Consider the following 11923-nt stretch of genomic DNA (forward strand, 5'->3'; position numbering starts at 1 on the left):
GGCCGGTGCTGGGCGCCCGGCCGTCGCGGCCTGTCCGTGCCCGGGCGGTCAGGCCAGCGAGGGCAGGTGGTCCGTGTCGCCCATGCGGTGGCCGGGACGGAGGTCCTTGGCGAGTGCGCACACCGCGAGCAGGCGCACGCCGGCCCAGTCGGCGTGCAGCCAACCCAGCACGTCGGCCGGTGCGCGCAGTGGCACGCCGCTCTCCCGCAGGTGGTCGAGCACGCCCTGCGCGTAGCCGGCCAGCAGGACCGTGCCGGCCACCGCCGCGCTCGTCTCGACTCCGGTCGTCAGGATGTCGCGCACCGACGCCGCGTGCTGATCGACCATCGCGCCCAGCCCCGGGATCGCGGCCGCCGCGGCCAGGCCGACCGTGCCGACCTGCTCGTGCAGCCCGTCGAGCACTCGCCGTGCCGACCGCTCCAGACGGCGTACCCCCAACTCATCACCCACTCGTGTCGAAGCCCGACCCTGTGTAACACGGCGTGGCAGCCACGCCCGATGGAGAGTGATCCGCACCACAACCACATCTCTGGAGAATGATGTCGAGTGCCGGCCGGCGGGTCCGACTTGCTCGTGCCGCCGGCCCGCGAGGGGCCGCGGAGACGACAAGGAGACAGCGATGAAGTTCCTGCTGATCATGCAGGTCAACCCGGCCGCACTGGAGGCGCTCACCGAGGCGGAGCGCGACGCCGTCGGGAACGGGCACGAGGGGTTCATGAAGAGCATCCAGGCGTCCGGCGAGTTCATCGCCACCCAGGCGCTCGCCGACCCCGGCAACTCGGTCACCGTGCGTGGCACCGGCGGCGTGCCGGCCGTGACCGACGGGCCGTACCTCGAGGCGAAGGAGTTCATGGGCGGCTACTACATGGTCGACGTGGAGTCCAAGGAGCGCGCGGTCGAGCTCGCCCAGCAGATCCCGGACGCGAAGATCAACGGCATGGCCATCGAGATCCGACCGATCATGTTCGAGGCCGGGTTCGACATGTGATGACCGGTACCAGGACGGTCGAGGACCTGCTGCGCACGCTCGCGCCGCGGGTCCTCGCCGTGCTCGTGCGCAGGCACGGCCAGTTCGACGCGTGCGAGGACGCCGTCCAGGAGGCGTTGCTGGCCGCGGCCCTGCAGTGGCCAGCCGAGGGCGTGCCCGCCGAGCCGGCCGGCTGGCTCGTCACCGTGGCCGGCCGGCGGCTGACCGACCAGTGGCGCAGCGAGTCCGCCCGCCGCCGGCGCGAGACGGCGGTCGCGGTCGCGCAGCCGTACCACGAGCTGATCACGCCGTCGCCGGCCGAGGAGCTGAACAAGCACGTCGACGACACCCTCACGCTGCTGTTCCTCTGCTGCCACCCGTCGCTGTCGGCGCCGTCGCAGGTCGCGCTGACCCTGCGCGCGGTCGGCGGCCTGACGACCGACCAGATCGCGTCCGCGTTCCTGGTGCCGGAGACGACGATGGCCCAGCGGATCAGCCGGGCCAAACAGAAGATCAAGGAGGCCGGCGCGACGTTCGCGATGCCCGCCGGCGCGGACCGGACCGAGCGGCTCGCGGTCGTGCTGCACGTGCTGTACCTGATCTTCAACGAGGGCTACACCGCCACGTCCGGCCCCGACCTGCAGCGCGTCGAGCTGACCGCTGAGGCGATCCGGCTGACCCGCGAGGTGCACCGCCTGCTGTCGGCCGACGATTCGCCGGCCGGGGAGGCGGCGGGCCTGCTCGCGCTGATGCTGCTCACCGACTCGCGGCGAGCCACCCGCGCCACGTCCGACGGCGCGCTCGTGCCGCTGACCGAGCAGGATCGCGCGCGGTGGGACGCCGACCTGATCCGCGAGGGCACGGAGCTGATCGAGCGCACGATGGCGACGGCGGCGCTGGGCCCGTACCAGCTGCAGGCCGCCATCGCCGCCGTGCACGCCGAGGCCGCGAGCACGGCGAAGACCGACTGGGCGCAGATCCTGGTGCTGTACGGGATCCTCGACCGACTGGCGCCGAACCCGATGGTGACGCTGAACCGCGCGATCGCGACCGCACAGGTGCACGGCCCGCGGGCCGGCCTCGACCTGCTGGACTCGCTCGCCGGCGACAAGCGGATCGCCGGCCACCACCGGCTGGACGCGGTCCGCGGGCATCTGCTGGAGCTGGCGGACGACCTGCCCGCGGCCCGCGAGGCGTACGGCCGCGCCGCCCGCGCGACGGTGAGCCTGCCGGAACAGCGCTACCTCGAGGCCAAGGCCGCCCGGCTGCGGTGAGTGGCTAGCTGGCCAGCGAGCTCGGCCGCGCGATCGACCGCGCGATCGGCCGCACGGACGGCACCTGCACGCCGCTGCGGCTGCGCCGGGCGATGTCGAGGTCGGTCAGCGCCAGCACCTGCTCGACCATCGTCTCGACCCGGTCGCCGCGCAGCAGGTCCGCGATGACCGCGCGCAGGCATTCGGCGTTGACGATCGCCTGGCACATGACGAGGTCGCTGCGATAGAAGTTGAGCAGGTTGAAGCGCCGGAACTCGGCGAGCGCACGCGCCGGGCCCTCTCCCATGGACACGACGCCGTACCGGCGGCTGGTCGTGACCACGCTGTCGACCAGCGCGGCGACCTGCTCGTCGCGGCCATGACCGAGCTCGCGAGCCACCCGCGGCGGCAGGTCGGCGTACTCGGCCAGCCCGAGCGTCACCGAGTCCGCGAAGTCGCGCGCCAGGTAGGCGATGCGGTCCGCCCACCGCACCAGCTCGCCTTCCGGGGTCGCCGGGTTGGGACAGGACCAGGAGTGGTTTCGGATGCCGTCCAACACGTCCGGGGAGAGGTTCGCCGAGGCGGCGAGTCGCTCGGCGCCGTAGGACGCGTGGCTGAACGTCGGCGAGAAGGACGCGACGATCTCCTCACCCACGTGACTGAGCGGCGGATGCCCGCAGTCGTGCGCGAGGCCGATGGCCGCCGCGAGGGAGGTGGACAGGTTGAGGCCGTCGGCGAGCCGCGCGGCGATCGTCGACACCTCGACGCTGTGGGTGAGCCGTGAGGTGTAGCCCGGGCCGGGCCCGGTGAAGACCTGACCGATGCCGTCCAGCCTCGCCAGTTCGTCGGTGTCCCGCACGCGAGCGAGGTCGCCCTGGTGGCGCTCGACCCCGGAGTGCTCGACGCGAAGAGGACAGGGCCCGGTCAGCCGTGCCGTGGGCCCGAACCGGGGCCCGAGGTCGGTCGCCTCCCAGGGGCGCGTGCCGCGCGTCATCGAGGGGCTCGCAGCTTCGCGACCTCGTCGGCGATGGCGACGCCCCGGTCGAAGTACTCGTCGAGGTCGAACTTGGGACTCGGGTACTCGATGAGCGCCCGCAGCTCCTCGACGAAGTACTTCTTCCGCTCGTAGCGCTTGGCCACGATCGAGTACCGCATGAACCCGAACCGGCTCACCGCGCGCAGCACTTCCAGGACGACGCCGGACATCTGCCCACTCGTCACCAGCTGCTGGCCGTGCAACCGCTCGAGCACGGCCGCGACGATCGCGCCCACGAAGATGTCCGGAGTCCAGTCGGTGCGGCTGCTCGCCTCGGTTTCCGGGACCAGGCCGTGCGTGCAGATCAGGATGCCCCGCCACAGCTTCCGGATCTCGAAGTCCTCGATCCAGACGCCGGCGTGGTCGCCCCGCGGCCGCTTCACGACGCCGGACGGCCGACCGGACAGCGGCGCCGGCTCGCTCGAGCTCGGGTACCGGCCCTCGAGCCACTCCAGCAGCTCCTCCGGGGAGGCGACGATGCCCCGCGCGCTGAGGAAGATCGTGGCGAACCGCAGCGCGCCGGGCGGCGTCCGGTCGGCGAGCTCGTCGATCACGGCCAGCCCGATCTCCTCGGTGGACACCGGGGTCATCGGCTTCATGTCCAGGCGTGCCATCACGGCGCGGGCCAACGCGGTGGCCCGTTCGCCCTGGATCTTGCCCGCGGTCGCCAGCCGGATGCTCTGCTCGAGTGCGTTGCGCTGGTCGAACGGCTCGATGCGGCCGGAGCGTCGCTCGACGAGGTAGTCGGCCGACGCGGCCGTCTCCCACGTCTCGAACGAGTGCCGCTCCGTGGCGTTCACGCAGGTCCGGGTCCGCCTGATCATGTTCGAGGTCTTGAACGTGCGACTCACCCGGGTGTCCGCGCCACAGGTAGGGCAGGCGAACTCAGACATGACGTGGAGTATGCGCGCCAGCCACCGCGCTGGCAAGACTGCCACATGTGCAACCTGCCGGAGAGGACGTATATATATGGCAGTTAAAGCTCTCGCCCATCGTCATTGTGGCATGCCACTGTGTATGCCAGCCTTGACTTACGGCAGCCAGTGGCACCGAACACCAGGCAGCGAGCACGGAGCGACGTCATGGTGGCACCCCTCCCGAACCACGACCAAGAGCCTCAGGTCGGCGGCGAACCCGTCTCAGGCAGCAGGACCGCGCCCACCTGGCGCGAGAAGATCCGGCACAGCGTCAAATGGAGCATGAAGCAGCTCGCGGCGGGCCTGGTCGCCGGCGCCGCGGCCGCGGTGCTCGCCGGCCTCTGGAAGTTGGCCGAGCTCATCGTCCACGTGTTCTCTTGACCCGGCGTTCGGCCGGTCGTGGCCGCTCGTCCACGACCGGTCCGACCGCCCGTTCCCGGCGTGCGGATAGTCTCGCGGCGTAGGAGTTAGGGGGTTTGTGATGAGGATGAAGTCGCGAGTAGTCGGGCTGGTGACGCGCTGGTACCTGGCGCGCGCGCAGCGCAAGGGGTTCGACCTGTCGAAGGTGGCGCTGCTGCCGGAGGCGGCGCTGATGCCACTCAAGCGCGACGGCCTCGACCCGGTGCCGGAGCTGGGCGAGGCGCGTTCGACCGAGCCGGTCAGTAAGATCAACATACCATTCGGCGTCAACGTGTGGTTGGTGACCGGGCACGCGGAGGCGAAGACCGTTCTCGGCAACGCCAAGGGGTACAGCAACGACTTCGCGAACCTGGTGGGCGAGCACGGGGCGTCGGAGAGCCACAGCCCCGGCGGGCTCGGCTTCGCGGACCCGCCCGAGCACACGCGGCTGCGCAAGCTGCTGACGCCGGAGTTCACGATGCGCCGGCTGTCGCGGCTGACGCCGGGCATCAAGGCGATCATCGAGCAGCGACTCGACGCGATGGCCGCCGCGGACGGTCCGGTCGATCTCGTCGAGGAGTTCGCGCTGCCGATCCCGTCGCTGGTGATCTGCGAGCTGCTGGGCGTGCCGTACGAAGATCGAGGCGACTTCCAGCGCCTGTCGATGGCCCGGTTCGACCTGTTCGGCGGTGCGACCGCATCGCTGGGCGCGATCTCCGAGTCGCTGCAGTACCTACTGGGCGTGGTGAAGAAGCAACGCGACGACCCCGGCGACGGCCTCCTGGGCATGATCATCAAGGAACACGGCGACCAGGTCGAGGACATCGAGCTGGCCGGCCTGGCCGACGGCGTGCTCACCGGTGGCTTCGAGACGACCGCGAGCATGCTGGCGCTGGGTGCGCTGGTGTTGTTGCAGGACAAGGACTCGTTCAAGCTCATCCACGACGACGACGCCACGGTGCACGACTTCGTCGAGGAGCTGCTGCGGTATCTGACTGTCGTGCAGGTGGCGTTCCCCAGGTTCGCCCGAGAAGACATGACGGTGGCGGGCAAGCAGATCACGAAGGGCGACGTGGTCGTGGTCTCCCTCTCCGGCGCCGACCGAGACCCAACCCTGGGCCCCGACCTGGAGCGAGTCGACCCCACCCGCCCGGCGACGCAGCACCTGGCCTTCGGCTACGGCGTGCACCGTTGCATCGGCGCGGAGCTGGCGAGGATGGAACTACGAGCCGCATACCCGGCCCTGGTCCGCCGCTTCCCCTCGATGCGCCTGGCGGACGAGGACCTGAACTTCCGCAAGGTCTCGATCGTCTACGGCCTGGACCGCCTCCCAGTCCTCCTGGACTAAAGAAGGGAGAAGCGGGGGCAGCGCGGGCGAGCCGTGGCAGGGCGAGAGACCAAGAGACTGCCGCGCAGAACGAGAGGCCGACCAACCGAGGCCGGCAGGCGAACGCGCATGCGCTGCTCGCAGAGAGACAAGGTGCCCAATAAACAGGGTCCGCACGGCGAGAGCCAAGTAGAACAAGGTCAGGCAGGGCAGAAAGGAAGAAGGAAAGGAGGAAGGCGTTAGGCGACCCCGCCCAAAGCAAAGTGGCCCGTCCACCAACCCAACCGCACCCGCGAAACAATCGGAACCAAGGCCACCAACCAAGGCGCCCCCACGCCCCGGCCCCCGCCCTCCTTCTCCCCCTCCCCCGAAACCCGATCAGTCGACGACCGCGTTCGCGTACAGCGCCTGTAGCGCAGCGCCGAGATTCGGCGTAACCACAGCCGATATCCCCTCCGGAATCACCCCGGCATCGGGCGGCACCAAGGCCTTGGTGAACCCGAGCCGACCGGCCTCCGCCAACCGCGCCTTGACTCCGGCGACCCGCCGCACCTCGCCAGCCAGCCCAACCTCACCGATCACCACCAGATCCGGCGGCAAGGGGATGTCCCGAGCAGCGGAGGCGACCGCCAACACCAGAGCCAGGTCGGCGGCGGGCTCGTGGATGCGCATGCCGCCGACCGTCGCCGTGAAGACGTCGTGCTCGGCCAGCCGGATCCCGCCCCGCCGCTCCAGTACGGCCAGCGCCATCGCCACGCGGGCCGAGTCCAGGCCGCTGACCGCGCGGCGCGGCGTGCCGAGCGCGGACTTCGAGACCAGCGCCTGCACCTCGCCCAGCAACGGCCGCTTTCCTTCCACCGCAACGGTGACCGCGGTGCCGGCCACGCCCACGTCGCGCCGGTTCAGGAACAGGCCGGACGGGTCGGGCACGCAGAGGATGCCGTCGTCGACGAGCTCGAAGCAGCCGACCTCGTCCGCCGGGCCGAAGCGGTTCTTGACCCCGCGCACCATGCGCAGCGTCGTGTGCCGGTCGCCCTCGAAGTGCAGCACGACATCGACCAGGTGCTCCAGCACGCGCGGGCCGGCGATCGCGCCGTCCTTCGTGACGTGACCCACCAGCACCACCGGCAGGCCGCGCTCCTTCGCCAGCGCCACCAGCGCCGCCGTGACCGCCCGGACCTGCGTGACGCCGCCCGGCGTGCCGTCGATCTCCGTCGACCCGAGCGTCTGCACCGAGTCGACGACCAGTAAGCCCGGCTTGACCTCGTCGATGTGCCCGATCACCGCCGAGATGTCGCTCTCCGCCGCAAGGAACATCGACTCGTGCACGTTGCCGGTCCGCTCGGCCCGCAGCCGAACCTGCCCGGCCGACTCCTCGCCGGTGACGTACAACGCCGGCCCCGCCGCACCGTCCCGCGCAGCCCAGCGAAACGCCACCTCCAGCAACAACGTGGACTTGCCCACCCCGGGCTCGCCGGCGAGCAGCACGACCGCGCCGGGCACCAAACCGCCGCCCAGCACCCGGTCCAGCTCCGACACCCCGGTGCGCCGCGCCCGTGCCGCCTCGATGTCGACCTCGGCTATCGGGCGCGCGGGAGCCGACGGCACGCCCGCGGCGATCTTGGCCAGCGCCGCCCGGGGGACGCCGATCTCCTCGAGCGTGCCCCAGGCCTGACACTCCTGGCATCGGCCGAACCACTTGGCGGACTCGTGCCCGCACTCGGCACAGCGGTAGCCCGGCCCCTTCGATCGCGTGTTCTTCGCCACGGGACCAAACCTAGGGGCGGGCACCGACAAAAACGGGGAGGCGCTACTCCGCGTGGGAGTCGGTGGCCTCCGGCCGCGCGGTAGCCGGCGCGCCGATCGGCAGGTTGAGCGTGATCTCGCCGGCCTCCGCGAACACGAACGTGACCGGCACGTTGCGGCCGATCGGCAGGTCGGTGGTCAGGTCGGTGAGCACGATGCTCAGCGTGCCGACCTCCTGGGGCGCGAGCTCGGTGCCGGTCACCTCGGGCGTCGACTCCGGCGCCTCGGAGGACACGTCGGGGTTCCGCGATCCGGTCGCGGCCGGCGCGGACGGCTCGGTGATCGACTCCTCCGGCAGCGAGGACTCGGTGGTCTCCGGCGACGTGGCCGACGAGGCCGAGGACGGGGTCGACTCGTCCGGCACCACGACCTGCAGCGCCGCGCGACCGGGCAGCGAGACGTCGCCGAGCAGCTCGACCTCCTTGGCCGCCGGGCTGCTCACCGCGGTGAGCTCGTCGTCCGCGCCGCCGATGTTGACGATCGTGAGCGTGAGCGGCGCGTCGTCGCCGGCGTCGTAGGAGCCCGACTCCGGGTATGCGATGACGACATCGCGCAGTGCGACGTTCCCCACGTCGCCCTTGTTCCCGTTGACCGCCGGCTGCATCTGGTCGGTCTGGGTCACCTGCCCGGCGCTGCAACCTGCGACGACGAGGGCGATGAGACCGACAGCCACCGCCGGCAGGAGCGTGCGCAGCGGTCCGGTCGATCGACGGCTCACCATTGCGGTCCTTCCTCGGGCAGGCCAACTCACGCCGAAGGGTAGCGGGACGCGGCGGCACCTCGATCGAGTGGTCTGCCCGGCGGCACAACCGAGTTCGGCACCTGGCGTCCACTGTGGAGGAGCGGGGTGGCCGAGCGGGCTCCTCTTCGGACGCATCCAGCACGTTGCCAGCGGTTTTGTCAACCCCCGGACCGCCGGCCAGTGTGCCACTGACCTGCGGGAACCGATCGCGGGTCCGTTACGCCTCCACCTGGACACGTGTTAAGATGGGAACAGCGAAAGGGGCAGAGGACACATGGTTTTCAAGGTCGGAGAGACCGTCGTCTACCCGCACCACGGTGCCGCACTCATCGAAGCAATCGAAACCCGCGTGATCAAGGGCGAGGAGAAGAAGTACCTCGTCCTCAAGGTCGCTCAGGGTGACCTCACTGTACGCGTCCCCGCAGACAACGCCGAGATCGTCGGTGTTCGGGATGTCGTCGGCCAGGAGGGCCTCAACCGAGTCTTCGATGTTCTGCGTGCTCCTCACACCGAGGAGCCGACCAACTGGTCCCGGCGGTACAAGGCCAACCTCGAGAAGCTCGCCTCCGGCGACGTGAACAAGGTGGCCGAAGTGGTGCGCGACCTCTGGCGGCGCGAGAAGGATCGCGGCTTGTCCGCCGGCGAGAAGCGCATGCTCGCGAAGGCTAGGCAGATCCTCGTCAGCGAGTTGGCGCTGGCCGAGGGCACGGATGAGGGCAAGGCCGAGGTCATCCTCGACGAGGTCCTCGCCACGGCGTCCGTCTAGCCCGCCCTGAGCAACAACCGAATCGACGCGGCCGCCGTCGCGCTCGTCCCCGCTGCGGGACGAGGCGAACGCCTCGGTGGCCGCCACCCCAAGGCGCTCGTTCAGGTCCATGGGGTTCCGCTCGTCGTACACGCCGTACGCGGCCTGCTCAACGCGGGTTGCGTGCGGCGTGTCGTCGTCGCGGCCCCATCGTCCTATGTGGACACCATGCGAGCGGCCCTGGCCGACGGCGGCGCGAAGGCGCTGGTCGTGCCCGGTGGCGCAGACCGTACCGAGTCCGTACGGCTGGCGCTGGCAGCCGCGCTCGGCGAGTCGCCGGACATCTCGATCGTGCTCGTGCACGACGCCGCCCGCGCGTTCACTCCCCCGGAGCTGGTGTGCGCGGTGACCGCCGCCGTGGCCGCCGGCGCACCCGCCGTGGTGCCCGTGCTGCCCGTCGCCGACACCGTGAAGCGGGTGGACGCGAACGAGATCGTCACCGCCACCGTCGACCGGGCGGACCTGCGGGCGGTGCAGACCCCGCAGGGCTTCGCGCTCGACGTGCTGCGCCGGGCCTACGAGGCGGACGGCGACACGACAGGCAGCCACACCGACGACGCCGGGCTCGTCGAGCGCATCGGCGTGCCGGTGTCGACCGTGCCCGGGCACCCGGCGGCCTTGAAGATCACGACACCGTTCGACCTCGCGGTCGCCGAGGCGGTGTTCGGCCGGTGAGAGTGGGCATCGGGACCGACGTACACCCGCGCGAGGCCGGCCGGGAGTGCTGGCTCGCGGGGCTGCACTGGGATGGGGTCGACGGCTGCGCCGGACACTCCGACGGGGATGTCGCCGCGCACGCGCTGTGCGACGCGCTGCTGTCCGCGGCCGGGCTGGGCGACCTCGGCGCGGTGTTCGGCACCGGTGCGACACGTTGGTCCGGCGCGCACGGCGTCGAGCTGCTCGCCGAGGTGCGGGCCAGGTTCGAGGCGGCCGGCTACCGGCTGGGCAACGCCGCGGTCCAGGTCATCGGCAACGCACCCAAGATCAGTACGCGGCGCGCGGAGGCCGAGCTGGTCCTCTCGGAGGCGGTCGGCGGGCCGGTGTCGGTGTCGGGCACGACGACCGACGGGCTCGGCCTGACCGGACGCGGCGAAGGCGTCGCGGCGGTCGCGACCGCCTGCCTGCTAGTCCGCGACTAGGCTTCTCCTCTGACCCCCGAGCCAGGAGATGCCGTGAGTCTGCACCTGTTCGACAGCGCGAGCCGGAGCGTGCGGGAGTTCCACCCCGTGCGGAACGGAACGGCGTCGATCTACGTGTGCGGGCCGACTCCGCAGGGGCCGCCGCACATCGGGCACGTGCGGAGCTCGCTGAACTACGACGTCTTACGTCGCTGGCTCACCCATCAGGGGTTCGACGTCACGCTTGTGCGCAACGTCACCGACATCGACGACAAGATCCTCGCCAAGGCGGCCCAGCACGACACGCCGTGGTGGGCGTGGGCGGCACGGTTCGAGCGCGAGTTCGAGGACGCGTACACCACGCTCGGCGCGCTGCCGGCCACGATCGCACCGCGCGCCACCGGGCACGTCACGCAGATGATCGACATGATGCGGCGGCTGATCGACGGCGGCCACGCCTACGCGGCGGCCGGCGACGTGTACTTCTCGGTCGCCTCGTACCCGGAGTACGGCGCGCTGTCGCGACAGAAGGTCGACGAGGTCCAGCAGGGTGAGTCGGCCGGCGAGGGCAAGCGCGACCCGCGGGACTTCACGCTGTGGAAGGGCGCGCGGCCGGGCGAGCCGTCGTGGCCGACGCCGTGGGGGCCGGGCCGGCCGGGCTGGCACCTGGAGTGCTCGGCGATGGCGCTGACCTACCTCGGTGACGAGTTCGACGTCCACGGCGGCGGACTCGACCTGGTGTTCCCGCACCATGAGAACGAGCTCGCGCAGTCGCGTGCGGCCGGGTACGAGTTCGCGCGGTTCTGGCTGCACAACGGGATCGTCGGCATGGCCGGCGAGAAGATGTCGAAGTCGCTGGGCAACGTCGTGTCGATCCCGGAGATGGTGCGCAAGGTGCGGCCGCAGGAGCTGCGGTACTACCTGGTGGCGCCGCACTACCGGTCGACGATCGAGTACTCGCCGGAGGCCCTCGCCGAGTCGGTGAAGGCATACCAGCGCATCGAGTCGTTCCTGGGCAAGGTCACCGGGCGGACCGGGTCGGTCGAGCCGGGTTCGGTCGGCCCGGAGTTCACCGCGGCGCTCGACGACGACCTCGGCACGCCGGCCGCGTTCGCCGCGGTGCACACGACCGTGCGGGCGGGCTTCACGGCGCTGGACACCGGTGACGACGAAGCGGCCCGCTCGGCCGCCGCGACAGTGCGCGCGCAGCTGTCCGTGCTGGGCCTCGACCCGGCGGAGTGGCCGTCGTCCACAGTTGACAGCTCGGCGACGGCCGCGTTGGACGCACTGGTGGGCGAGCTGCTCGAGCAGCGCCAGCAGGCACGCAAGACCCGCGACTTCGCCGCCGCGGACTCGGTCCGGGATCGGCTGCTGGCCGCCGGGATCACCGTCGAGGACACCCCCGATGGACCACAGTGGACATTTAAGGACAGCTGACGTGGCGGGGAACTCCAAGCGCAGGGGCGCGGTGCGCAAGACCGGCACGAAGAAGGGCGCGGTCGCCGGGTCCGGCGGCCAGGCCCGCAAGGGCCTGGAGGGCAAGGGCCCGACAC

At 71.1% G+C, this 11923-nt stretch carries 13 protein-coding genes and 1 pseudogene; 9 read left to right on the forward strand and 5 right to left on the reverse strand.

Features of this window, described 5'->3' with window-relative positions; translation table 11 throughout:
- Positions 1–48: 48 nt before the first annotated feature.
- A complete protein-coding gene (locus ACRDSK_RS26355) occupies positions 49–438 on the reverse strand; it encodes a DUF6401 family natural product biosynthesis protein (protein WP_431443982.1) in 390 nt (129 codons plus the stop codon).
- A 181-nt stretch (positions 439–619) separates the two neighbouring features.
- Here ACRDSK_RS26355 and ACRDSK_RS26360 point away from each other — a divergent pair, with 181 nt between their 5' ends.
- The gene (locus tag ACRDSK_RS26360) at positions 620–988 is read left to right on the forward strand and encodes a YciI family protein (protein WP_431443983.1); all 369 of its coding nucleotides are present in this window, start codon (positions 620–622) and stop codon (positions 986–988) included.
- Complete coding sequence (locus ACRDSK_RS26365; RefSeq protein WP_431443984.1) at positions 988–2241, forward strand: RNA polymerase sigma factor; 1254 nt, start codon at positions 988–990, stop codon at positions 2239–2241. The genes ACRDSK_RS26360 and ACRDSK_RS26365 overlap by 1 nt, the downstream gene beginning before the upstream one ends.
- Before the next feature lie 4 nt (positions 2242–2245).
- Here ACRDSK_RS26365 and ACRDSK_RS26370 read toward each other — a convergent pair whose 3' ends face one another.
- The gene (locus ACRDSK_RS26370) at positions 2246–3214 is read right to left on the reverse strand and encodes an HD domain-containing protein (RefSeq protein ID WP_431443985.1); all 969 of its coding nucleotides are present in this window, start codon (positions 3212–3214) and stop codon (positions 2246–2248) included.
- The gene (locus ACRDSK_RS26375) at positions 3211–4149 is read right to left on the reverse strand and encodes an ATP cone domain-containing protein (protein ID WP_431443986.1); all 939 of its coding nucleotides are present in this window, start codon (positions 4147–4149) and stop codon (positions 3211–3213) included. Before ACRDSK_RS26375 ends, ACRDSK_RS26370 begins: the two co-directional genes overlap by 4 nt.
- 189 nt (positions 4150–4338) lie before the next feature.
- Between ACRDSK_RS26375 and ACRDSK_RS26380 the strand changes: the two genes are divergently transcribed.
- A complete protein-coding gene (locus ACRDSK_RS26380) occupies positions 4339–4554 on the forward strand; it encodes a hypothetical protein (protein WP_431443987.1) in 216 nt (71 codons plus the stop codon).
- A gap of 106 nt (positions 4555–4660) precedes the next feature.
- A complete protein-coding gene (locus ACRDSK_RS26385) occupies positions 4661–5920 on the forward strand; it encodes a cytochrome P450 (protein ID WP_431443988.1) in 1260 nt (419 codons plus the stop codon).
- Positions 5921–6277: 357 nt separating this feature from the next.
- Here ACRDSK_RS26385 and radA read toward each other — a convergent pair whose 3' ends face one another.
- Positions 6278–7666: a DNA repair protein RadA gene (gene radA, locus ACRDSK_RS26390; protein WP_431443989.1), complete on the reverse strand. Its 1389-nt coding sequence runs from the start codon at positions 7664–7666 to the stop codon at positions 6278–6280.
- A 43-nt stretch (positions 7667–7709) separates the two neighbouring features.
- Complete coding sequence (locus tag ACRDSK_RS26395; RefSeq protein WP_431443990.1) at positions 7710–8423, reverse strand: hypothetical protein; 714 nt, start codon at positions 8421–8423, stop codon at positions 7710–7712.
- 298 nt (positions 8424–8721) lie between these two features.
- On the opposite strand from ACRDSK_RS26395, the gene ACRDSK_RS26400 reads away from it, so the two are divergent.
- The 5 genes and pseudogenes from ACRDSK_RS26400 to ACRDSK_RS26420 all read left to right on the forward strand — a co-directional run.
- Entirely contained in the window at positions 8722–9213 is a 492-nt protein-coding gene (locus ACRDSK_RS26400; RefSeq protein ID WP_075129788.1) for a CarD family transcriptional regulator, read from the forward strand.
- 21 nt (positions 9214–9234) lie between these two features.
- Positions 9235–9927: a 2-C-methyl-D-erythritol 4-phosphate cytidylyltransferase gene (ispD, locus tag ACRDSK_RS26405; protein WP_431443993.1), complete on the forward strand. Its 693-nt coding sequence runs from the start codon at positions 9235–9237 to the stop codon at positions 9925–9927.
- Positions 9924–10391 carry a 2-C-methyl-D-erythritol 2,4-cyclodiphosphate synthase gene (gene ispF, locus ACRDSK_RS26410; RefSeq protein ID WP_431443991.1) on the forward strand — a complete coding sequence of 156 codons (468 nt, stop codon included), beginning with the start codon at positions 9924–9926 and terminating at the stop codon, positions 10389–10391. The genes ispD and ispF overlap by 4 nt, the downstream gene beginning before the upstream one ends.
- A 33-nt stretch (positions 10392–10424) precedes the next feature.
- A complete protein-coding gene (cysS, locus tag ACRDSK_RS26415) occupies positions 10425–11807 on the forward strand; it encodes a cysteine--tRNA ligase (protein WP_431443992.1) in 1383 nt (460 codons plus the stop codon).
- Position 11808: 1 nt separating this feature from the next.
- Positions 11809–11923, forward strand: a pseudogene (locus ACRDSK_RS26420) (23S rRNA (guanosine(2251)-2'-O)-methyltransferase RlmB); the annotation flags it as partial.

The organism is Actinophytocola sp. (assembly GCF_050699915.1).
Taxonomy (GTDB): Bacteria; Actinomycetota; Actinomycetes; order Mycobacteriales; family Pseudonocardiaceae; genus Actinophytocola.

Excerpts from the sequence above, each read along its gene's own strand:
- ACRDSK_RS26360 (WP_431443983.1), top strand. The coding sequence starts at position 620 with ATGAAGTTCCTGCTGATCATGCAGGTCAACCCGGCCGCACTGGAGGCG.
- ACRDSK_RS26365 (WP_431443984.1), top strand. The coding sequence starts at position 988 with ATGACCGGTACCAGGACGGTCGAGGACCTGCTGCGCACGCTCGCGCCG.
- ACRDSK_RS26370 (WP_431443985.1), bottom strand. The coding sequence starts at position 3,214 with ATGACGCGCGGCACGCGCCCCTGGGAGGCGACCGACCTCGGGCCCCGG.
- ACRDSK_RS26375 (WP_431443986.1), bottom strand. The coding sequence starts at position 4,149 with ATGTCTGAGTTCGCCTGCCCTACCTGTGGCGCGGACACCCGGGTGAGT.
- ACRDSK_RS26380 (WP_431443987.1), top strand. The coding sequence starts at position 4,339 with ATGGTGGCACCCCTCCCGAACCACGACCAAGAGCCTCAGGTCGGCGGC.
- ACRDSK_RS26385 (WP_431443988.1), top strand. The coding sequence starts at position 4,661 with ATGAAGTCGCGAGTAGTCGGGCTGGTGACGCGCTGGTACCTGGCGCGC.
- ACRDSK_RS26400 (WP_075129788.1), top strand. The coding sequence starts at position 8,722 with ATGGTTTTCAAGGTCGGAGAGACCGTCGTCTACCCGCACCACGGTGCC.